The organism is Streptomyces sp. NPDC060031 (genome assembly GCF_042736805.1).
Lineage (GTDB): Bacteria > Actinomycetota > Actinomycetes > Streptomycetales > Streptomycetaceae > Streptomyces.
Genome location: NZ_JBHWVM010000056.1, coordinates 1 through 20,579, shown reverse-complemented (window position 1 = coordinate 20,579; position 20,579 = coordinate 1). Strand labels below are relative to the sequence as shown.

Genomic DNA, 20,579 nt, shown 5'->3' with positions numbered 1-20,579 from the left:
GAGCAGGGCGATCGAGCGGATGCGAACAGAGTCGGCACCGCCGCTATGACGCCCCTATAGGGCTTGTCAATGCCCCGACTCGCTCCGTATGGCTCGGATATAGCCCTCGCGGCCAATCTGAATCCGCTGCTACAGGGCAGTGACGCTCTACGAGAGGAACCCGCATGAGCAACAACAACCCGAACAACAACCTGAACAACAACTCGAACAACAACAACGACAACATCAACAACAACGTGAACAACAACAACGACGACAACGGCAACAACGGCAACAACGCCTGACGGTGCCACCCCACGTCTCCGTGCCCCTGCCGCCGCTCGGCGGCGGGGGCCGGGGCGCGTCCCGCACGTCCCGCGACCCCAGCAGAGGATGGCTGCATCACATGGCGTACGAAAGGAAGGCCGCCGCCGGGCCCCTGGCTGCTCCGGGGCTCAAGGGAATCCTGTCGACGGTGGGAGGAACCCCGCTCGTCGAACTGGAGCGAGTCGTACCGGGGTTCACCTCGCGCGTCTTCGCCAAGATCGAACGGTTCAACCCGGGCGGCAGCGTCAAGGACCGCTCCGCGCTGAGCATGGTCCTGGGCCGCATCCAGTCAGGGGAGCTCATCCCCGGCAAGTCCACCGTGATCGAGTCCAGTTCGGGCAACCTCGCCATCGGCCTCGCCCAACTGTGCGCGTACTTCGACCTGCGCCTGATCTGCGTGGTCGACGCCCGCACCACCGAGCAGAACATCGCGATCCTGGACGCCTACGGCGCCGAGGTCGAGATCATCACCGAACCCGATCCCGTCACCGGCGAACTGCTGCCCATGCGGCTGCGCCGGGTCGCAGACCTGCTCGCCTCCACCCCGTACGCGTACTGGCCCGACCAGTACGCCAACCCCCGCAACCGGCTCGCCCACGAGACCACCATGGCCGAGATCGCCGAGGCCCTGGACGGCAAGGTCGACCAGCTCATCGTCGCCGCCGGAACCAGCGGCACCCTGGGCGGCTGCGCCGAGTACATCCGGCGCACCGGCATGCACACCACCGTCAACGCCGTCGACGCCCTCGGCAGCGTGCTCTTCGACTCGCCCGTGGCCTGCCCGCGGCTCATCCCCGGCCACGGTGCCTCCGTACGGCCGCCGCTGCTGCGCCGCGGTGACGCCGACCGGGTCCTGCACGTCACCGACCTGGACTGCGTGGTCGGCTGCCGTCGGCTGGTGCGGCGCGAGGCGATCCTGGCGGGCGGCTCCTCCGGCGGGGTCGTCTCCGCGCTGGAGCGGCTCGCCCCGGCCATCGAGCCCGGCTCGAACGTCGTCCTCGTCCTGCCCGACGGCGGCGACCGCTACCTCGACACCATCTACAACGACAGCTGGGTGCGCCGGCACTTCGGCGAGGTCGCCCACCTCTGGAAGGACCCGGCCCGCGGCTTCGCGGCCGGCGAGCTACTGAGGGAGACGGTGCTGTGCTGATCATCGGACACCGCGAGGTGCGCGACATCCTCAAGGGCAAGGAGCCGGAGATCCTGCAGGTCGTCGCGGACGCCCACCGGCTGTACGGAGAGGGCCTCGCGGGCCCCTCCGGCAGCGTCTGCGAGGGCACCACGCGCGCGGGCGCCGGCATCGTGCTGGGCTCTCCGGCCGACGGCAGCCCCGAGGTGTTCGTCGAGGCCTCGATCATCCTGGCCAAGCGCGCCGGCGCCTCGGCGGGCCTGGCCGCCGGACTGCTCCGCACCGAACCCGAGCCGCGCGGCCTCGCCCTCGTCGGACTCGGCCCCGTCAACCTGGAGGTGCTGCGCTTCGTCAAGGCGCGGTTCCACTCGCTGATCGAGCTCACCGTCTTCGACCCGGACGAGGAGCGGGCGATCGTCTTCGCCCGCGAGGCCCGAAAGATCGTCCCGGGCGCCGCCGTCCACTACGCCGAGACGCCCGAAGAGGCCGTGGCGGCCCACAAGCTGGTGTCGCTGTCCGCCACCGCGACCACCCCCCACCCCGGTCCGCAGGCGGCCCGCCCCGGCACGACCGTCCTGGACTGGGCCGAACCGGCCGCCCGTGCGGGGGACTTCAGGGCTCCCTCCATCGGCGCCCTGCTGCGCGACCCCGGCGGCGTCCGCCCCGACCCGGACCGGGTCACCGTGTGCTCGCCGTCCGGGCCCGCCGCCCTCGACCTCGCGCTCGCGCGCTGGGTCGCGGACCAGGCGCAGCGGTGGCGGATCGGCGTACGGATCGACGACTTCCTGCCGGCGACCCTCACCGCTCCCGCGGTTCCTGTGACAACGTCGGTCTGACCGCCCCAACCCCCCACTGGAGTACTGCACATGCTGAACATCGCCTGGCTCACCCTGCGCAGCAGGTGGGCCGCATTCGGCGGGACCTTCCTGGCGCTCGCCCTGGGTGTGGGGCTGATGTCGGCCATGGGTCTCGTGCTCGCCGCCACCACCACCAGCCCCGACCGGGGCCCGGGCCGCTTCGCCCAGGCCGAGGTCGTCGTACGGGCCGCGCCGGACCTGACGGTCCCCGCGGACTGGGGCGGCACCCAGAGCCTGCCGCTGGAGGAGCCGCGCGGACTGCCCGCCGAGGTGGTGGCGGACGTGTCCGCCGTCGGCAAGGCGGCCGTGGACCGCACCTTCTACGCCCAGCTCGCGGGCGGCCCGTCCTCCCAGGTCGGCCACCCGTGGAGCTCGGCCGGCTTCGGCGGCTACCGGCTGGCGGCCGGGCAGGCCCCGGCCGGCGATGACCAGGTCGTGGTCGGTGCCGGGTCCGGCGCGGCTCCCGGCGCGCGGGTCCTCGTACAGACGGCCCAGGGGCAGCGGTCGTACACGGTGGCCGGGACGGTCGCCGATCTCCCGTTCGAGCAGGCGGTGTTCTTCACCGACGCCGAGGCCGAGCGGCTCTCGCCGCGGGTCGACGCACTGGTGCTGGGCGGCGGGGCCGAGGCGGTACGGGCGGCCGTGGGCTCCCGCGGCGAGGTGCTGACCGGCACCGACCGGGGCCAGGCCGACCCGCAGTACCGCGCGGACGAGTCCGCGCTGATCGGCGTCTCCACCATGCTCGGCATGGCGGCCGGCGTCGGCGGCTTCGTCTCCGTCTTCGTCGTCGGTTCCACCTTCGCCTTCTCCGTCGCCCAGCGCCGCCGCGAGCTCGCCCTCTTCCGGGTCTCCGGCGCGACCCCGCAGCAGGTGCGCCGCCTCGTGCTCACCGAGGCCGTCGGCGTCGGCGCCGTCGCCTCCGGCGCGGGCGTGCTGCTCGGCCTGGCCGCGGCGCCCGCGCTCGCCGAGAAGCTCGCCGCCGAGGGCGTCGCGCCCAGCTGGTTCACCGTCCCGGTGGACGGCGTCTCCATCGTCGTTCTGGCCGCCGTCTTCCTCCTCGGGGTCTTCCTCGCGGTGGTCGGCGCCGGGGCCGCCGCCCTGCGGGCCGGCCGGGTCCGCCCGATCGAGGCGCTGCGCGAAGCGGCCGTCGAGACCGGGACCATGACCTGGCCGCGCTGGCTGGGAGGGCTCGCCGCCCTCGCCGCGGGCATCGGTCTGATCGCCGTCGCCCCGCTGCTGCCGCCGCTGTACTGGGCGAGCCTGGCCACCTCCGTGGGTCCCGCCCTCATCCTCGCCTTCGCCCTGCTCTCGCCCGTGGTGATCCCGCTGCTCGCGAAGCTCGCCACGGCGCCGGTCGCCTGGACCCGCGGAGCGGGGGCCATGCTGGTGCGGGCCAACACCGTCACCTCGGTCCGCAGGACCGCCTCCACCGCCGCGCCGGTGCTGATCACCGTCGGCCTGGTGTGCTCGCTGTGGAGCACCTCCGGCTCGCTGGAGGGCGCCCGCGCCAAGGAGGCCCTGAGCCGGGTGCGGAGCGCCGACTTCGTGGTGGCCCCCGCGCACGCCCCCGGGCTGACCCGGGAGGTCGTCGACAAGGTGTCCGCGCTCCCGGGGATCTCGGTGGCCGCCACCACCCCGACCACCGTCTTCACCGTGCCCGGCCCGGACGCCTTCTCCGACCCCTCCGGCGGCGGCGCGCTGATCCCGTACTCCGCCGAGACCGTCGACCCGGCGGCCATCGGGAACGTGCTCGGCCTGCCGGTGGTCGACGGTGACGCCCGCAAGCTCGACGACGGCTCCATCGCCGTCGACCAGTCCTGGAACCGCTCCGTCGGTGAGAAGGTCGACGTCTGGATGGGCGACGGCACCAAGCAGCAGCTGACCGTCGCCGCCGTCTTCAAGACCAGCACGAGCGGCAACGGCGCGGTGCTCACCCCGGGCCACGCCGGCAGTGAACTGCCCGCCGCGGTCTACGTGAAGCTCAAGGAGGGCGCCGACCCGGCGGCCGTCCGGACGCAGCTCGACGCCGTCCTCAAGGGCCAGTCGGCGCAGGCCGTGCCGATCGCCGCGTGGACGGCGGCGGGCGACACCAAGCGCGAGGACGACGCCAGGATGGCCCTGTACGTCATCGGCGGCATCGCGGTCCTCTACACCGGCGTGGCCGTGGCCAACACCCTGGTGATGTCCACCCGCAGGCGCAGCCGCGAGTTCGCCCTGCTGCGCCTCACCGGCTCCACCCCGCGCCAGCTCCTGGCGATGGTGGCGGGCGAGTCCCTGCTGGTCGTGGCCGTCGGTGGCCTCCTGGCGGCGGGGGTGGTCGCGGTCAGCCTGACGGGCCTGTGGGCGGCCCTGCAGCAACTGGTCGCGGGAGCCGAGGTCGCGGTGCCGCTGGCGCCGTTCCTGGCGACCGCCGGGGCCTGCACGCTGGTCGCGCTGGCAGCCGTACTGGTGCCGGCCTGGCTGGCCCTGCGGATTCCGGCGGTCCGCCTCACCGCGGCCGTGGACTAGCCCACCGCCCGCCCGCTGCGCCGCTGCCGGGGACCAGCCCCCGGACCCCCGCGCCTCAAACGCCGGCGGGGCTGGATTTGGCTGATGCCGCCTCTTGGCGGGCCGGCTTGCCCGCAGGGCAGGTTCAGCCCCGCCGGCGATTGAGCCCCGGCAGCGGCGCCGCACTACCGTCACGCCGAGCGCGTGGCAGTCCTGGAGACAGGGCTGCCACGCGCTTTTTTGCGGCCCGGGCGCACACAGAACCGGTATAGGGCACGGATAGCGCGGGTTCGAAGAATCACTGTCATCAGCTCGTGAACCGTTTTTCCCAGGAGGCAGTGATGACCGTCAACACCACCGAGACCGGCCTCGACGCCGAACGCAAGGCCGAGATCAAGGACATCGTCTGCGACATCCTCGAACTCGAACTGGACGAGGTCACCGAGACCAGCCTCTTCAAGGAGGAGCACGACGCGGACTCGCTGCGTGCCATCGAGATCCTCGCCAGCCTGGAGCGCGTCTTCGGCATCACCCTCGAACAGTCCGAGCTCAGCCGCATGACCAACCTGGAGGGCGTGTACCGCGTCGTGGCGGAGGCAGAGGGCAAGTGAGCCTCCCGTCGACCGAGAACGCCGCCGGGCACGCCCAGGGCGCCCGGCACCGCGTGGTCATCACCGGCCTGGGCGTGGTGACGAGCATCGGCACGGGGGTCGGCGCCTTCGCCGAGGGCCTGCGGCAGGGGCGCAGCGGCGCGAAGCCCATCGGGGCCTTCGACACCGAGGGCTTCGCGCACGCCAACGCCTGCGAGATCACCGACTTCGACGCCGACGCGTACCTGCGCCGGCTGCCCGCCGACGACCTCGGCCGGGCCTCGCAGTTCGCCGTCGCCGCGGGCCGGATGGCCGTGGCCGACGCCGGGCTCACCGAGGACGACGTACGCGCGAGGCGCTCCCTGGTCTCGGTCGGCACGACGGACGGCGAGTCCCGCGACCTCGACCACCTGGTCGGCGTTCAGGTCGCGGCCGGTGAGGACCGCCTCGATCCGGTCGTCGCCCGCCGGGTGTGGCCGGGGCGGCTCTCCGCCGGGATCGTGCGGGAGCTGGGCCTGGAGGACGTGGAGACCGTCACGGTCGCCACGGCCTGCGCGGCCGGCAACTACGCCGTCGGGTACGGCTACGACGCCATCAGCACCGGCGACGTGGAGATGGCCCTGTGCGGCGGCGCCGACGCCCTGTGCTTCAAGACCTTCACCGGCTTCTACCGGCTCGGCACCATCGCCCCGGACGTCTGCCGTCCCTTCGACAGCGACCGGCAGGGCATCCTCACCGGCGAGGGCGCCGGGATCCTGCTCATGGAGTCCCTGGAATCGGCGCTCGCCCGCGGAGCGCGGATCTACGCCGAGGTCCTCGGGTACGGGCTGTCCTGCGACGCGAGCCACCCCGTGGCCCCGGACGGCGACAGCATCGCCCGGTGCATCAAGGCGGCCCACCGCAACTCCGGGATCACGCCCCGGGACGTGGACTTCATCTCCGCCCACGGCACCGGCACCAAGGCAAACGACGTCACCGAAGTGGGCGCGATCCGCCAGGTGTTCGGCGAGGACCTGCCGCGCACCATCTCCATCAAGTCCATGATCGGCCACACCATGGGCGCGGCCAGCGCCCTGGGCGCCGCGGCCTGCGCGCTCGCACTGCGCGAGGGGTTCGTGCCGCCGACCGTCAACCACCGCGAGACCGACCCCGAGTGCGGAGTGGACTGCGTGCCCAACGAGGCCGTGGCCGCCGACCTGAAGGTGGTCCAGAACAACGGACTGGCCTTCGGCGGGAACAACGCCGTGCTCGTCATGGGCCGTTGGGACGGTCCCGATGCAGCCGCGTCCTGAGATCCCCGAGAGGAGGGCCACCGTGCCCGACGCAGAAGTCACCGTACGAACCGCCCCCGCGGCCTCGCTGGTCGTGTCCGGGTGGGCCGTCGCCTCGCCGTACGGGCTGGGGCGCGAGGAGTTCACGGACGGCCTGCGGGCCGGGCGCAGCGCCCTGGCCCCGCTGGACGGCGAGCAGTGGCCCGTCCCGTACGAGGAGGCCGGGCTCATCCCCGGCTTCGACGTCCGTGAGGTGCTCGGCAAGAAGGGCACCCGATCCATGGACCGGGTGACCGGGATCGCCGCCGCCACGGTGGGCATGCTGCTCGCCGACTACGGCCACGGCCTGGACGCGGACCCGGAGGGCACCGGGCTGGTGCTCGGAACCTCCGGCAGCGTGCAGTCGATCATGGACTTCACGGAGTCGGCGCTGACCGGCGACAAGCCGTTCCACGTGGACCCGGCGAAGTTTCCCAACACGGTCATGAACTGCCCGGCAGGCCAGAGCGCCATCCGGCACACCCTCAAGGGGCCCAACGTCACCGTCTCCGGCGGCTCCGCCACCGGCCTGCTCGCCCTCAACTACGCCTCCCGGCTGCTGCGCGGCGGCCACGCGAACACCCTGCTGGCCGGCGCCGTCGAGGAGTTCTCCCCGCAGCGCGCCCGCCTGGAGCACGTCGCGGACCACGGCGGCGACGATCCGCAGCCGCTGGGCGAGGGCGCCGCGCTGTTCGTCCTGGAGAGCGCCGCGGGCGCGCTGGTGGGCGGGCGCACCCCGCTCGCCTCGGTGCTCGGCCTGCGCTTCCGGGCCTTCCCCGACAGCCACCGGGCGCAGGCCGCGCTGGAGCGCTGCGTGGCCGACGTGCTCCACGCCGCGGGCGCCCGGCCCGAGGACCTGGCCCTGGTCGCCCCCGGACTGCCGCCGGGCGTGCTCGGCAAGCAGGAGGAGGCCGCGCTGCGGGCGCTGCCGGGCCCGTACCTCACGCTCACCCCGCGCCGGCTCATCGGCGACACCTCGGCCGCGTCCGGGGCGTTCCAGATCGCCGCGGTACTCGCCGAGTCGGCCGCCAATCCGGCGCTGCACGGGCGCCTCGCGCTCGTCACCGCCGTGGACCGGGACGGCACGGCGGGCGCCGGACTGCTGCGCCTGGGCTCGTGATTCCGACCACCCACCCCTGAGGAAGGCGGACGAGCATGTCCGAGACAAGCGGCCCCGCCGCAGCAGTACGGCCGGTGGCGCTCGTCACCGGAGGATCACGCGGCATCGGGCGCGCGATCGTGGAGACCCTGGCCCGCGACGGTTACGACGTGGCGCTGTGCTTCCAGTCCAACGAAGAGGCCGCGGCGCTCACCGCCAAGTCGGCCGCCCAGCACGGCGGCCGGGTCCTGGTCCGCAAGGCCGACGTCACCGACCGCGACGCCGTCCGCGCCCTGGTGGCGGAGGTCGAGGAGGAGTTCGGGCCCGTCGAGGTGCTGGTCACGGCGGCCGGCATCGTCCGCGACAGCCACCTGGCGATGATGTCGGACGCGGACTGGGACGACGTCCTGCGCACCAACCTCGACGGCACCTTCAACTTCGCCAAGGCCGTGGCCTTCCCGATGATGAAGCGGCGCCGCGGGACCGTCATCACCCTGTCCTCGGTGGCGGCCGCCGGGCACGCCACCCAGACCAACTACTCCGCCTCCAAGGCCGGGATCATCGGTTTCACCCGGGCCCTGGCGAAGGAGGCCGGGCGGGCGGGCCTGCGGGCCAACGCCGTCGCCCCCGGATTCATCGACACCGACATGGTCGCGGGCCTCTCCGACAAGCACGTCAAGGAGATGACCGCCAAGATCCCCCTCGGCCGCTTCGGCACCGCCGAGGAGGTCGCCGAGCTGGTGTCCTTCCTCGCCTCCGAGCGCGCCGCCTACATCACCGGCCAGGTGTTCCAGGTCGACGGCGGACTCGTCGTCTGAGCCGCGTCCGCACCGGACCGGCACCGGATCACACCCTCTTCGAAAGGAGTAGGCCCATGGCGCGCGCGCCCAAGCCACCCCGTTTCTACTTCAGCCTGCGCAGCCCGTACTCGTGGTTCGCGCTGCTGGAGCTGCGCGAACACCATCCGGAGCTCGCCGCCCGGCTCCAGTGGCGGCCGTTCTGGGAGCCCGACGCGACCAGCGCCCGGCTGCTCGGCGAGGCCGGCGGGGAGTTCCCGTACACGCCGATGTCCCGCGCCAAGCAGTTCTACATCCTGCGCGACGTGCGCCGGCTGTCGGCGGAGCGCGGCCTCGCGGTGACCTGGCCGGTGGACAAGGACCCGTGGTGGGAGCCGGCCCACCTCGCCTGGTTCGTGGCCGAGCGGCACGGCAAGGGCGTCGAATGGGTCGAGCGGGTCTCCCGCGCCCGCTGGCAGGAGGGACGCGACATCTGCTCCCTGGCCACCGTCCGCGACCTGGCCGAGTCGATCGGCCTGGACCCGGACGAGGCGGCCGGCGCGGTGACCGACCCGGAGATCCGCGCCCTGGGCGTGAAGGCGCTCCAGGACATCCAGCGCGACGGGGTCTTCGGCGTGCCGTACTTCGTGAACGGCTCGGAGCCCTACTGGGGTCTGGACCGGCTCGCCGACTTCACGGCCTCGTTCCCGCAGGAGGTCCCGCAGGAGGTCCCGGCGGGGGTCCCGGCGGAGGTTCCGGATTCCGCGGCGGCCCTGGCCGGTGCGTTCGAGGAGCGCGAGCTCGCGCTCGTCGGCGGGCGCACCACCGACATGAGCCACGCCGGAGGCTGCGGATGACGCCCGCCCCGCTCAGCGCCGTCCAGCGGATGATGTGGGCGGCCCACCGGATCTCCCCGGACAGCTCCGTCTACAACATCGTGATGCCCCTGCGCGTGCGCGGCCCGCTGGACGTGGCCGCCCTCGCCGAGGCCGTCGCCGAGACCGGCCGCCGCCAGGCGCAGCTGCGCTCGCGCTTCACCGAGGTCGACGGCGTGCCCGTACGGGAGGAGAGCGCCGAGCCGCTCGCCGTCCTGGAGGTCCGCGACGTGCCCGGCATCGACGAGGACGGGCTGCGGCGCCTGGCCCGCGAGGAGGGCGAGCGGCCGTTCGCGCTGGAGGAGAACGGCGCGCTGCGCGTCGTCCTGCTGCGGCGCGCCGACGACGACTTCGCGCTCGTCCCCGCCACGCACCACATCGTCGGCGACTTCACCTCCCGCTGGCTGCTGGTCCGCGACCTGCTCGACGCCTACCGGGGCATCGCGGCCGGTGATGGGCCCAAGTGGCGCCCGCTCACCAGCAGTTACGCCGACCAGGTCGAGCAGGAGCAGACCTACCTGGACTCCCCGGCCGGACTGCGCGGAGCCGCGTACTGGCAGGAGCTCACCCACGGGGTGCCGGCCGCCGAACTCCCCCTGGACCGGCCCCGCCCGCCGCGCCCCGGACACCGCGGGGACACCGTGGCCGTACCGCTGGAGCACGGGCTGACCGACCGGGTCGCCGCCCGGGCCAAGGAGATCGGGCAGACGCCCTTCGCCCTGCACCTGGGCGTGTTCCAGTCCCTGGTGGCCCGCTGGACCGGGCAGGAGGACTTCCTCGTCGGGGTTCCGGCCAGCAGCCGCATGGGCCGCCACGCCCGCGACCTGATCGGCTGCTTCCTCAACACCCTGCCGGTACGAGGCCGGTTCACCGCCGCGACCACCTTCGCCGGGGCCGCCACCGCCGCCGGCGAGGGGATCCTCGGCGGCATGGTCAACGCCCGCTACCCCTGCACGCTGATCGGGCCGCGGCCGGCCGGCTCCCCGCTGTTCCGGATCGGGGCGTTCCTGGTGCAGATGGACCGGATGGAGCCGCCGGTCCCGACCGTGCCGCGCGGGCTGCCCGAGGGCCCGGCGCTGGAGTACGAGGGACTGGGCCTCGCGCTGATCGACGTACCGCAGCAGGAGGGGCAGCTCGACCTGATGCTGCGCCTGGAGCAGGAACCGGCCGGCACCACGGCCGTCTTCAGCTACGACACCGACCTGTTCGACGCGGCGACCGCCGACCGTTTCGCCGCCGCCTACCTGCGCTTCCTGGAGGCCGCGGTGGCCGACCCGGCCGCGGTGGTGGCCGACGTACCGCTGGCCGGCGAGGACGAGCTGGAGGCGCTGCTCGCCTTCGGCGAGAGCGAAGAGAGCCTGTGGTGATCAGATGATCCGGCACATCGCGCTGTTCAAGTTCAAGCCCGGCTACGACTGGGAGCACCCGCGGGTCGCTGCCGCCGAGGCGCTGGCGGTCCGGATCGGCGCCGAGGTGCCGGAGCTCTTGGAGTGGCGGGCCGGGCGCAACGTCACGGACCGGCCGGTCGCGTACGACTACGCGATCGTCGGGCTGGTCCCCGACGAGGAGGCGCTGGGGCGCTACCTCGTCCACCCCTTCCACCAGAGGTCCGCCGACCTGTGGAAGGAGATCAGCACCTGGGTGATCGCGGACCTGGTGGAGGACCCGGCCGCCGCCGCCTGACCGCCCGCCCCGCCGCTGCCGCCGGGGGCTGGACGTGCCGCCGCGCGGCAACCCAGCCCGCCGGGCGTACACCCCCCGCACGAAGAGAGAGGCTCGCCATGTACACCGTCTACCGGCCGGAACTCGCCGAGATCGCGGCCACGCTGCGCGATCAGCACCGTTCCTTCCTCGCGGGGGAGTGGGACGCCGAGCGCGTCGCCGCTCACCAGGCCGCGCTCGCCCGCCAGACCGTCCGCTACGTCAAGCAGAACTCGCCCTTCTACCGCGAACACCTCGCGGCCGTCGACCCCGACCGCATCACCCGGCTCGACGAGGAGACCCTCGCCTCGATCCCCTTCACCACGAAGGAGGACCTGCGCAGCGCCCAGCAGGCCATGCTGTCCCGGCCGTTGTCCGACGCGTGGATCTTCTACGAGACCACCGGGACGACCGGCCGGTCCACCCCGTGCCCGCGCGACGACATCGACTCGATCCACAACAACACCGTGCTCACGCACTACTACGGCACCGTCTTCGAGGAGTTCGGCGAGGGCCAGGTCATCGGCTCCAGCGGCCCCACCGAACTGCACGCCTTCTCCGACACCTTCGGGGACGTCTGCCGCAACCTGAACCTGACCGTCGCCAAGATGTGGCCGCACTCCCCGATGGTGGGCTTCGAGCGGGCCCTGCAGGTCATGCGGGACTTCCCGATCACCGGCCTGTTCTGCACCCCCGGCATGGCGATGACCCTGGCCAAGCACGCGGTACGGGCCGGGCTCGACCCGCGCCGCGACTTCCGCCTCCAGGTCCTCATGACCACCGGCGAGCTCGCCTCCCCGAACCTCCTCGCCAACCTCGGCGAACTGTGGGGCGCCCGCGCGCACAACGCCCTGTACGCCTCGCAGGAAGCCAGCGTCAAGGGCGCCGTCGCCGCCGACGGCAAGCTCTACACCGCCCCGCTCATCTCCTACTCCGAGGTCATCGACCCGGACACCGGCCGCTGGGCGCTGCCCGACCCGGCCGGGGTCCGCGAGGGCGAACTCGTCGTCACCCACCTCTACCAGGGCGCCAAGCCGCTCGTGCGCTACCGCACCGGCGACCTCGTCCGCATGCGCGACGCCCGCCCCGGTCAGACCGTGCCCGCCCCCACGCTGGAGGCGCTCGGCCGGGTCCGTGACCGGATCCCGCTCGGCAGCCACCGCCTGACCGGCTACGACCTGGAGAACCTGGTGCTGCGCCACGTCCGGGGCTGGCTCGACTACCAGGTCGTCATCGACCGGCAGGACGGCGTCGACCGGCTCTCGCTGCGCCTGGAGCACCCGGCCGGCCGCACCGCCGACCTGGAGGCCGTCGCCGCGACACAGGCCGACGTACGGGCCGGGCTCGGGCTCGAACTCGACGTCAGCGAGTCCACGTTCGGCAGCGTCACCAGCACCGGCGCGATGGTCAGCTGGAAGGCGGCCCGCGTGGTGGACCTGCGCACCGGCATCGACGACGCGCACGAGCTCGAGGCGCTGGCCGCCGCCGGCATCGCCGCGGGGAGGTCCTGATGACCGTCCAGGAGCTCAAGGGTGCGGCCGCGCCCGTACGCCCCGGGGTCGCCCCCTGGGTCTTCCACGACGGGGCGCTGGTGCCCTTCGCCGAGGTCGGGCTGCCCCTGACCACCCAGGGCCTGCAGTACGGCACCGGCGTCTTCGAGGGGATCCGCGCCTACTCCGTCGCCGGCCGCCCCGGCGAGCTGTCGATCTTCCGCGCCCACGACCACTACGAGCGGTTCCTGCGCTCCTGCCGGCTGCTGCGCATCGACGTCAAGCACACCGCCGAGGAACTCGTCGAGCGCACCTTCGACCTGCTGCGGCGCAACGCCGTCGCGCACGACACGTACCTGCGCCCGATCGCGTACAAACTCGGCCTGCTGCCCGGCACCCCGCCCGGCGTCCGGCTGACCGGGCTCAGCGAGAGCGTGTCCATCACCGCCTTCACCCTCGGCGCGTACACGCCGCCCGGCGGGATCCGCTGTGCCATCAGCTCCTGGAGCCGCCCGCGCAGTTCCGCCATCCCCGTCCAGGCCAAGGTCACCGGCGGCTACGTCAACAGCGCACTCGCCGTCGAGGAGGCGCGGGCCGCCGGCCACGACGACGCGATCCTGCTCAACGACCGCGGCCAGGTCGCCGAGGCGAGCACCGCCAACGTCTTCGCCCTGCGCGACGGACACCTGATCACCCCGCCGCCCAGCGCCGACCTGCTGCCCGGCATCACCCGCGACACCGTGCGGGTGCTCGCCGAGGCCATGGGCGTCGAGACCCGCGAACACGACCTCCAGGTCCCCGACCTGCTCACCGCCGACGAGGTCTTCCTCACCGGCACCGGCGTCGGCATCACCCCCGTCGTCGCCGTCGCCGGCCGTCCCGTCGGCGACGGCGCCCCCGGCCCGCTCACCACGCGGATCGTCGAGGCGTACGACAGGACCGTGCGGGGCGCGGGCGACCCCCGCCACGACCACTGGCTCACCATCGTTCCGATCGAGCGAGGCTGACTTCCGATGACGATCACCGCGACCCTGCCCATCCCCATGGCCTCCGCGCTCCCCGCGGCCCTCGCCGCGACGGCCGACTGGGTCACCAGACCCCCGCTGGAGCGCCACCCGCTGACCGCCGTCGCCACCCTCGGACCGCCCGGCACCAGCAGCGAGCAGGCCGCCGGCCAGCTGTGGCAGCGGCTGCCCGACGGCCGCGGGCGGACCCCCGAACTGCGCCTGTTCGACACGTACGAGGAGGCCGGCGAGGCCCTGCTCGACGGGCGGGCCAGCCACCTCGTCGTCGCCAACGCCTACGCCGGAGTCAACCGGTTCTACATGGACCCGCGCCTGGAGCTGGCCGCCGCCTTCTTCATGGAGACCCCGCCCTACGGCATCGTCGCCCTGCCCGGCGGCACCAACATGAACCGCCCGACCGTCGCCAGCCACCCCGCGCCGGTGCCCATCATCGGCCAGCTCCTCGACGAGTCCTTCGGAGAGCCGCACGTCTCGCTGGTGAGCTCCACCAGCGCGGCCGCCCGCGCGGTCCGCGAGGGCGAGGCCGACCTGGCGCTCACCACGCTGCCGGCCGCCCGCCGCCACAACCTGGTGCTGATCTCCTCCACCCGCACCATCCAGATGGTGTGGTCCGTCTTCGTCCTGGAGAACTGACGTGCTGCTCCTCGACCGGGACACCGTCCAGCGGGTCTACCCCGTCCGCGCCGCCATCCCCGTCATGGCCGAGGCGATGCGCCGCTACAGCGGCGGCCGGGCGGCGCAGCCGCTGCGCACCATCGTCCGGCCCGCCGGGGAGAGCGGACTGCTCGGCTCCATGCCCGGCCACGTGTCGGGAGAGCGGTACGCGGGCTTCGGCGTCAAGGTGATGGCCCTCAAGCCGGAGAACCCGGCCCGCGGACTCGACCTGCACATCGGCATGGTCATCGTCTTCGACCCGGACACCGCGCAGCCGGTCGGCCTGCTCGACGCGGGGGCCGTCACGGCCGTCCGTACCGCGGCGGTCTCCGCCGTGGCCACCGACACCCTGGCGCGGCCCGACGCCGGCGACCTCGCGATCCTCGGATCGGGGGTGCAGGCCCGCAGCCACCTGCGCGCCATGCACGAGGTACGCGTACTGCGGCGCGTACGGGTGTGGAGCCGCAGCGGGGAGAACGCGGGTGCCTACCGCGACTGGGCCGCCGCCGAACTGGACATCGAGGTCGAGGTCGTGGCCGGGCCCCGGGAGGCCGTCACCGGCGCCGACCTGGTGTGCACCACCACCTCCTCGACGACCCCGCTGCTGGACGCCATCGACCTGGCCCCGGGCGCACACGTCAACGCCGTGGGCAGCTCCTTCCCCGACCAGCGGGAACTGACCGCCGAGGCGGTCGCACGCGCCGAACTCTTCGTCGACAGCCGCGAGTCGGCCCTGGCGGAGTCCGGCGACATCCGGGCCGCGCTGGACCAGGGCCTGGCCGGCGCGGACCACCTGCGGGCGGAGCTCGGCGAGGTGCTGCTCGGCCGCCACGGCGGCCGCAGCGGGCCCGCCGCGGTGACGGTCTACAAGTCCCTCGGCCTCGGCGTGCAGGACATCATGTCCGGCTTCGCCGCGGTCGAGGCGGCCCGGGCCCAGGGCCTGGGAACCACCTTCGACCTCGGCTGAGCGCACCATCCCCGGCGACGCCACCGGGCGGCGCCGGCCTACGGAGAGGCATGTCTTGAAGTTCCGAACAGGGGACGCACGCAAGTTCGCCATGGGCGCCGCCGCCGGCCTGCTGGCCTTCGCCGCCGCCCTGCTCCCCGCACAGGGAGCGCAAGCGGCGGGCAGCTGGCAGTTCGTCCAGCAGCCGATTCCGGGCGGGTACGCCCCCGGCGGCGCCACCATCCTGCCCTTCTCGGCGACGTCGGCCGTCCTGACCGAGCACACGGGACCGTGCGGGATCGGGGGCTGCTGGCTGCCCGAGTACGTGTGGAGTTGGAACGGCTCCGCCGTGACCGCGCAGCAGGCGAGCTACGGCTACGACTACCCGGAGGGCCGTACGGCGGGCACCGCCCCCGACGACCTGTGGTCCTTCGGCTACCCGGGCGGAATCGCCAACGGGGGCGTCGAGCACTGGAACGGCGCCTCCTGGACCACGTACGGCTTTCCCTCCACGTTCAGCGGGGGGACCGATTCCATCGCGGTGACCCGCAACGAGGTCCTGACCGTCGGCACCGACAACACGACCTCCGTCTGGCGCCCCGCCGTGGGGCGCTGGGCGGGCGGTGCCTGGACCGTGACGGTCCTGCCCTCGCCCGCGGGCAAGAACGTCCACGTGGACGCCATCCACCAGGCCGGCCCGAACGACATCTGGGTCGTCGGCGAGACCCAGATGGGCAACGGGGTGACGGAGATGTACGTCGCCCGGTTCAACGGCACGACGTGGACGCAGGTCGCCGCACCCGCCCTCAACGCCCCCTACGACTTGGTCCGCGAGCAGATCGCCGGCACTTCGACCGATCTGTGGATCACCGGCAAGAAGACCAAGGACGGCTGCTTCACGTCCCTGCGCTTCAACGGGACGACGTGGACGACCGTGCCCACCTGTGACGGCACCGAGATCAGCTCGGTCGTGAAGTACGGCACCACCTGGGTCGCGAACGGCGGCTCCACGGGCCTGCGCAAGTGGACCGGCACGGCCTGGTCCCCGATCGCGTCCCCGCGCACCACCGGCACGGTGGTCAGCCGCTTCACGGCGGAGCCCGGCGGCGCCGGCTTCTGGGCCGTCGGCAACGACGCGACCGGCCGGTTCGTGTCGCGGTTCACCGGAGCGCTGTGATGAACCTGCGCACCCCTGCCCTCGGCCGCCTCGCGGTCGCCGCGTCGGCGGCCCTCCTCGCCCTGGCCGGGGCCACCTCGGCCCGGGCGGCGGCGGGCACCTGGGAGAACGTGACCCAGCCCATCCCGGGCTACGGCTCGGGCCCCGGCGCCGGGCACAGCGGAGTCCTGGCCTTCGGCCCGGACTCGGTGGTCGTCGTGGAAGCCTCGTACGACGGATTCTGCGACGCCTTCCCGGCCTGCGCCTTCCCGCTGACCATGACGTACTGGAACGGCTCCACCTGGACGCAGAAGCCCGCCCCGCCCCCGTTCAAGGGATCGGCCGACGCCGTCACCGGCACCTCGCCCGATGACGTCTGGGCCGTCGGCCTCCCCACCCTCGGCGCCGCCGACGCCCACCACTGGGACGGGCAGACCTGGACCGAGCGGCCCTTCCCGAGCGGGTTCTCCTACGGCGGCGCCGTGTCCGTGACCGCGGGCGAGGTCCTCGTGGCCGGCAGCGACTGGTCGCAGAGCCCGGCCCAGCCCGCCGTACCCGTCGTACTGCGCTGGGACGGCAGCGCCTGGGCGCGTACCGCCCTGCCCCAGCCCGCCGGGCGTTCGGTCCGGCTGGAGAAGATCCGGCAGGCCGGACCCGGCGACCTCTGGGTGACCGGGACCATCGAGTCGGCGGACCGCACGACCTCGGAGTTCTACGTGGCCCGCTTCAACGGGACCACCTGGACGCGGATGGCGGCGCCCACCCTGCCCGGCGGGCTCTACGCCACCGACGGCGAGATCGCCGGGACCTCGACGGACCTGTGGCTCGGCGGCCGCGACACCGGCGCGGGATGCAGCACCGCCGTGCACTGGAACGGCTCGGCCTTCCAGACGTCCAAGATCTGCGGGACCGACAAGACCACCTCCCCGCTCATCAACACGTACGCCAAGTACGGGGGCGAGTGGCTGGTCGGACTGCACTCCCCGGGCGCCGCCCAGCGGTACGACGCGCTGCGCCGCTGGAACGGCACCTCCTGGGTCAAGACCAGCCCGCCCCTGAGCGCCACCTCGATCGAGCGGCTGCGCACCGATCCCGGCGGCGCCACCCTGTGGACCACCGGCTACAGCGGCAGCGGCTTCGTCGCCCGGCTCAGCGGCCCGCTGCCCCAGTAGGCCGCTCCGGCGTCGGCGCGGGCCCGGAGTCAGCCGGGGGCCCGCGCCGGCCGGGCGGTGTCCCCGCCGGGTGTTCAACTGCCGTCCACAGGCAGTTGATCCGGCGTCCCGGCGCGCGCGCCTCAGTCGGCGTCGGCCGGCAAGTACCCCTGCTGTACGGCGCGGACGCCGGCCTGGAAGCGGCTGCGGGCACCGAGGTCCGCGAGCAGGCCCGCCGTGGTCCGGCGGACGGTCCGGGCGGAGATGCCGAGGTGGTGGGCGATGGCCTCGTCCGTGCATCCGTCGGCCATCAGGCGCAGCACCTCGGCCTGCTGCTTGGTGAGCCCGTTCGGTTCCCGCTCCGGCCGCGATCCCAGCGGCTGGGCGGACTGCCACACGGTCTCGAAGAGCGCGCACAGGAGGGTGATCGTGCCGGGGTTCTCCACGACCACCGCACCGATACCGGTGTTGTGGCTGTCGGCGGCGATGAGCGCCACGCGCCGGTCGATCACGATGAGGCGGTTCGGCAGCGCGGGCACGGTGCGGACCTGGGCGCCCTGGGCCGCCAGCCATTCGGCGTGTTCAACGGTGGGCGGGTCGCGCCGGATACTGTCGGTGTATACCGTTCGCATCCGTACCCCCCGATGGAGCAGCCGGAGGTTGAGAGGGCGTGATGCGGCCATGTTGGCCGGGGTCTGAGGGCCTCCGGGCGCGAACGTCAGGAACTCTTCCCGGACCTGGCCGTTGAGAATTTCGAGTTGTTCCCGGATGGCGTCCAGGCCCGCCAGGTAATGGAAACTCGGACCGGCGCCGGGCGCGTACTGATGGGCGTACTGGGCGATGACATCCGCGATGGCCGCGCGGCTCGCCTCGACGTGCTGCTGATGCGCGGCCAGTTCCGCCTGCTGCTGTGCGAGCAGGGCTTCCAGGCCGAGGAGGGGGTTCACCGCGCGCACTTCGGCCCGGTCCGCCGCCGAGCGGCGCACCAGTGCGAGGCTGCTCAGCCGGTCCAGTGCCTCGCGCACCTGGTTTTCGGGCAGGCCGAGGTCGAGCGCCCAGTCGCAGATGCCCCCCTCGGGGCGGGACAGCATGCTTCGGTAGACGGCCTCGGTGACCGAATCAATACCCAGTCCGGAAAGCAATGGAATTCCTCCCCGTCCCTGAACGTCTTGTCCGTCGAGTTGTCCGTCGAGCGCAAACCGAGATCTTCGTATCGATTATATGGATGAGGGGGTCGGGGGCCGCTGTGGTCTGCCTCTCGCTCGGCCGTCTCCATTTATTTAGGCGATGGGCGATATGCTGTACCTGATCCATGTTCACCTCGCGCCGCACCCGGCGGGCATACCGCTGCCCCTCCAGGCGGCCCCCGTGATAGCCGGAGCCGTGCCGCCCGACGCCGGGGTCCTGCACGTCGCGGTGCACCCCTCGGGCGGGCCGGGCCCGGTCGTCGGCGTCTACCTGGAGTCCGCGGCGCTGGACCTCGCAGAGGCCGCCGCGCGCCGCGCCTGGCACGGTGTCGTACGGGCCCTGCCGTGGTTCGGCGCATGGGCCTTCCTGCAGGCCGAGGCCCCGCTGATCCCCGACGTCGAGTGGTGGCCCCGCACCGCCGGGTGACCTGAGCCGTCCTGTGGCGGCCAACTGGCCTGTGGCGGCCATGGCCGCTCTGCCCCTCCCGTAGACGCTTCTGCGCGCCCCCGCCCCGGGGGAGACTCGTACCGGGTCGATCGATGGCCCGGGGGAACGCGAAACAGGGGAGAGAACAGATGACGATGCGTCGAGTCGCGCTTTTCGGGGGAGTGCTCGCGGCCGTGGCCGCCATCGCCGGGGGGATGACCACGGCCGGGCCGTCGGCCGGGAAGCCGGTCTCCGTCCAGGCGGACTCCGGCTGGCAGTCGCCGGTCGTCCGGGCGGCCGCCGCGGGTCGGCTGTGATGGCGGTGCTGTCCGGGATGCACGACTCCGAGTACGTGCTCAGGCTCCGGGACGGTGTGCTCGAGATCCCGGTGGAGAGCGTTCCGCTCGGCGCCCTGAAAGTGGACGGCTCCCCGCGCAGCACCGTGGAGGACCCGGAGCACACGCGCAGGCTCGCGGAACTGGGCGAGCGGCTCCCGCCGGTTCTGGTGCACCGGGCGTCGATGACCGTCATCGACGGGATCCACCGGCTGCGGGCGGCCGAGCTGAGGGGCCGCACCAGCATCCCCGTACGCTTCTTCGCCGGCAGCACGGCCGACAGCCGCCTGCTGGCGGTGGCCCTGAACGTCGCCCACGGGCTGCCCCTGTCGATGGCGGAGCGCACCGCGGCCGTCGAGCACATCCTCGCCGCGCACCCCGACTGGTCGGACCGCGCGGTGGCCTCCGTGGCGGGCGTCTCCCCGGTCAGGGCGGCCGACATCCGCCGCGGTCTCTTCGGCGAAGAGGCGCCCGACGCCAAGCGGGTGGGGCGCGACGGCCGGGCCAGGCCGGTCGACCCGGCCCGCGGCCGGCGCCTGGCCGCCGAGCTCATCAAGCGCAACCCGCAGGCCTCCCTGCGCTCGATCGCGCGGGAGGCGGGCATTTCCCCCGCCACCGTCTCCGACGTGCGCGACCGTATCGCGCGCGGCGAGGACGTGGCCGCACCCCGGCAGGCCACGCGCCGCGCGCAGCTCGCCGCGGTTCCCGAGATCCCGGCCCCGCCCCACGCGGCGGCGCCGGCCCCCGTACGCCGTCACGCCGGCGCGCCGCCGCCCGACGCGGCGGAGATCTTCAACCTGCTGCGCCGGGACCCCTCGCTGCGCCTCAACGAGACCGGGCGCTCCGTGCTGCGCCTGCTGGACGCGGGCGCGGTGGTGGCCCGCAACCGGGAGGGGATCGCGGCCAGCCTGCCCGCGCACTGCAAGGCGGCCGTGGCCGAGCTGGCCGAGGTCTACGCACAGAGCTGGCAGCTCTTCGCCGCCGAGCTCCAGTCCAGGGGCTCCCGGCCGGGCGCCCTCCTCTTCGAACAGGCCGGCTGACCACCGGTCCCACCTCTCGGACGCCCGCGGCACTGTCT

20 protein-coding genes are annotated in these 20,579 nt (G+C 73.4%); 19 read left to right on the top strand and 1 reads right to left on the bottom strand.

From position 1 onward, the window contains the following. The first annotated feature begins 385 nt into the window (after positions 1-385). The 16 genes from sbnA to ACFWB8_RS23510 all read left to right on the top strand — a co-directional run bounded on the left by sbnA (position 386) and on the right by ACFWB8_RS23510 (position 17,573). Complete coding sequence (sbnA, locus tag ACFWB8_RS23585) at positions 386-1,456, top strand: 2,3-diaminopropionate biosynthesis protein SbnA (protein ID WP_385230386.1); 1,071 nt, start codon at positions 386-388, stop codon at positions 1,454-1,456. Further along, positions 1,450-2,271, top strand: a complete 822-nt coding sequence (locus ACFWB8_RS23580) for a 2,3-diaminopropionate biosynthesis protein SbnB (RefSeq protein ID WP_385230383.1) — start codon at positions 1,450-1,452, stop codon at positions 2,269-2,271. The genes sbnA and ACFWB8_RS23580 overlap by 7 nt, the downstream gene beginning before the upstream one ends. A gap of 30 nt (positions 2,272-2,301) precedes the next feature. Next, positions 2,302-4,800: an FtsX-like permease family protein gene (locus ACFWB8_RS23575; protein WP_385230380.1), complete on the top strand. Its 2,499-nt coding sequence runs from the start codon at positions 2,302-2,304 to the stop codon at positions 4,798-4,800. Between the two features lie 320 nt (positions 4,801-5,120). Continuing rightward, on the top strand, positions 5,121-5,390 hold the full coding sequence (locus tag ACFWB8_RS23570) for an acyl carrier protein (RefSeq protein WP_385230376.1): 270 nt from the start codon (positions 5,121-5,123) through the stop codon (positions 5,388-5,390). Next, positions 5,387-6,661 (top strand): beta-ketoacyl-[acyl-carrier-protein] synthase family protein, encoded by a 1,275-nt coding sequence (locus ACFWB8_RS23565; RefSeq protein WP_385230373.1) that lies wholly within the window; start codon positions 5,387-5,389, stop codon positions 6,659-6,661. The genes ACFWB8_RS23570 and ACFWB8_RS23565 overlap by 4 nt, the downstream gene beginning before the upstream one ends. A 22-nt stretch (positions 6,662-6,683) precedes the next feature. Further along, positions 6,684-7,799, top strand: a complete 1,116-nt coding sequence (locus tag ACFWB8_RS23560; protein ID WP_385230370.1) for a beta-ketoacyl synthase N-terminal-like domain-containing protein — start codon at positions 6,684-6,686, stop codon at positions 7,797-7,799. A 35-nt stretch (positions 7,800-7,834) separates the two neighbouring features. Continuing rightward, entirely contained in the window at positions 7,835-8,596 is a 762-nt protein-coding gene (gene fabG / locus ACFWB8_RS23555) for a 3-oxoacyl-[acyl-carrier-protein] reductase (RefSeq protein WP_385230367.1), read from the top strand. A 56-nt stretch (positions 8,597-8,652) separates the two neighbouring features. Continuing rightward, entirely contained in the window at positions 8,653-9,411 is a 759-nt protein-coding gene (locus ACFWB8_RS23550) for a 2-hydroxychromene-2-carboxylate isomerase (RefSeq protein ID WP_385230364.1), read from the top strand. Then, complete coding sequence (locus tag ACFWB8_RS23545) at positions 9,408-10,796, top strand: condensation domain-containing protein (RefSeq protein WP_385230361.1); 1,389 nt, start codon at positions 9,408-9,410, stop codon at positions 10,794-10,796. The genes ACFWB8_RS23550 and ACFWB8_RS23545 overlap by 4 nt, the downstream gene beginning before the upstream one ends. 4 nt (positions 10,797-10,800) lie before the next feature. Beyond that, positions 10,801-11,112, top strand: a complete 312-nt coding sequence (locus ACFWB8_RS23540; RefSeq protein ID WP_385230358.1) for a Dabb family protein — start codon at positions 10,801-10,803, stop codon at positions 11,110-11,112. Positions 11,113-11,210: 98 nt separating this feature from the next. Beyond that, positions 11,211-12,641: a phenylacetate--CoA ligase family protein gene (locus ACFWB8_RS23535; RefSeq protein ID WP_385230355.1), complete on the top strand. Its 1,431-nt coding sequence runs from the start codon at positions 11,211-11,213 to the stop codon at positions 12,639-12,641. After that, positions 12,641-13,627, top strand: a complete 987-nt coding sequence (locus ACFWB8_RS23530) for a branched-chain amino acid transaminase (RefSeq protein WP_385230352.1) — start codon at positions 12,641-12,643, stop codon at positions 13,625-13,627. The genes ACFWB8_RS23535 and ACFWB8_RS23530 overlap by 1 nt, the downstream gene beginning before the upstream one ends. A 6-nt stretch (positions 13,628-13,633) precedes the next feature. Continuing rightward, complete coding sequence (locus ACFWB8_RS23525) at positions 13,634-14,278, top strand: prephenate dehydratase domain-containing protein (protein ID WP_385230349.1); 645 nt, start codon at positions 13,634-13,636, stop codon at positions 14,276-14,278. Position 14,279: 1 nt separating this feature from the next. Then, positions 14,280-15,266, top strand: a complete 987-nt coding sequence (locus tag ACFWB8_RS23520; protein ID WP_385230346.1) for an ornithine cyclodeaminase family protein — start codon at positions 14,280-14,282, stop codon at positions 15,264-15,266. A 55-nt stretch (positions 15,267-15,321) separates the two neighbouring features. Continuing rightward, complete coding sequence (locus ACFWB8_RS23515; RefSeq protein WP_385230343.1) at positions 15,322-16,422, top strand: hypothetical protein; 1,101 nt, start codon at positions 15,322-15,324, stop codon at positions 16,420-16,422. Then, the gene (locus ACFWB8_RS23510; protein ID WP_385230340.1) at positions 16,422-17,573 is read left to right on the top strand and encodes a hypothetical protein; all 1,152 of its coding nucleotides are present in this window, start codon (positions 16,422-16,424) and stop codon (positions 17,571-17,573) included. The genes ACFWB8_RS23515 and ACFWB8_RS23510 overlap by 1 nt, the downstream gene beginning before the upstream one ends. Positions 17,574-17,695: 122 nt before the next feature. Here ACFWB8_RS23510 and ACFWB8_RS23505 read toward each other — a convergent pair whose 3' ends face one another. Further along, positions 17,696-18,694, bottom strand: coding sequence for a LuxR C-terminal-related transcriptional regulator (locus ACFWB8_RS23505; protein ID WP_385230337.1), 999 nt, complete (start codon positions 18,692-18,694; stop codon positions 17,696-17,698). Between the two features lie 145 nt (positions 18,695-18,839). Here ACFWB8_RS23505 and ACFWB8_RS23500 point away from each other — a divergent pair, with 145 nt between their 5' ends. From ACFWB8_RS23500 to ACFWB8_RS23490, 3 genes are all read left to right on the top strand, one after another. Then, on the top strand, positions 18,840-19,166 hold the full coding sequence (locus ACFWB8_RS23500) for a hypothetical protein (protein ID WP_385230334.1): 327 nt from the start codon (positions 18,840-18,842) through the stop codon (positions 19,164-19,166). Between the two features lie 149 nt (positions 19,167-19,315). Next, a complete protein-coding gene (locus tag ACFWB8_RS23495) occupies positions 19,316-19,483 on the top strand; it encodes a hypothetical protein (RefSeq protein WP_385230331.1) in 168 nt (55 codons plus the stop codon). Positions 19,484-19,500: 17 nt separating this feature from the next. Then, the gene (locus ACFWB8_RS23490; RefSeq protein ID WP_385230328.1) at positions 19,501-20,541 is read left to right on the top strand and encodes a transcriptional regulator; all 1,041 of its coding nucleotides are present in this window, start codon (positions 19,501-19,503) and stop codon (positions 20,539-20,541) included. Positions 20,542-20,579: the final 38 nt, after the last annotated feature.

Excerpts from the sequence above, each read along its gene's own strand:
- ACFWB8_RS23550 (WP_385230364.1), top strand. The coding sequence starts at position 8,653 with ATGGCGCGCGCGCCCAAGCCACCCCGTTTCTACTTCAGCCTGCGCAGC.
- ACFWB8_RS23540 (WP_385230358.1), top strand. The coding sequence starts at position 10,801 with ATGATCCGGCACATCGCGCTGTTCAAGTTCAAGCCCGGCTACGACTGG.
- ACFWB8_RS23495 (WP_385230331.1), top strand. The coding sequence starts at position 19,316 with ATGACGATGCGTCGAGTCGCGCTTTTCGGGGGAGTGCTCGCGGCCGTG.
- ACFWB8_RS23525 (WP_385230349.1), top strand. The coding sequence starts at position 13,634 with ATGACGATCACCGCGACCCTGCCCATCCCCATGGCCTCCGCGCTCCCC.
- ACFWB8_RS23500 (WP_385230334.1), top strand. The coding sequence starts at position 18,840 with ATGGGCGATATGCTGTACCTGATCCATGTTCACCTCGCGCCGCACCCG.
- ACFWB8_RS23570 (WP_385230376.1), top strand. The coding sequence starts at position 5,121 with ATGACCGTCAACACCACCGAGACCGGCCTCGACGCCGAACGCAAGGCC.
- ACFWB8_RS23545 (WP_385230361.1), top strand. The coding sequence starts at position 9,408 with ATGACGCCCGCCCCGCTCAGCGCCGTCCAGCGGATGATGTGGGCGGCC.
- ACFWB8_RS23575 (WP_385230380.1), top strand. The coding sequence starts at position 2,302 with ATGCTGAACATCGCCTGGCTCACCCTGCGCAGCAGGTGGGCCGCATTC.
- ACFWB8_RS23535 (WP_385230355.1), top strand. The coding sequence starts at position 11,211 with ATGTACACCGTCTACCGGCCGGAACTCGCCGAGATCGCGGCCACGCTG.
- ACFWB8_RS23530 (WP_385230352.1), top strand. The coding sequence starts at position 12,641 with ATGACCGTCCAGGAGCTCAAGGGTGCGGCCGCGCCCGTACGCCCCGGG.
- ACFWB8_RS23510 (WP_385230340.1), top strand. The coding sequence starts at position 16,422 with ATGAACCTGCGCACCCCTGCCCTCGGCCGCCTCGCGGTCGCCGCGTCG.
- fabG (WP_385230367.1), top strand. The coding sequence starts at position 7,835 with ATGTCCGAGACAAGCGGCCCCGCCGCAGCAGTACGGCCGGTGGCGCTC.
- sbnA (WP_385230386.1), top strand. The coding sequence starts at position 386 with ATGGCGTACGAAAGGAAGGCCGCCGCCGGGCCCCTGGCTGCTCCGGGG.
- ACFWB8_RS23490 (WP_385230328.1), top strand. The coding sequence starts at position 19,501 with ATGCACGACTCCGAGTACGTGCTCAGGCTCCGGGACGGTGTGCTCGAG.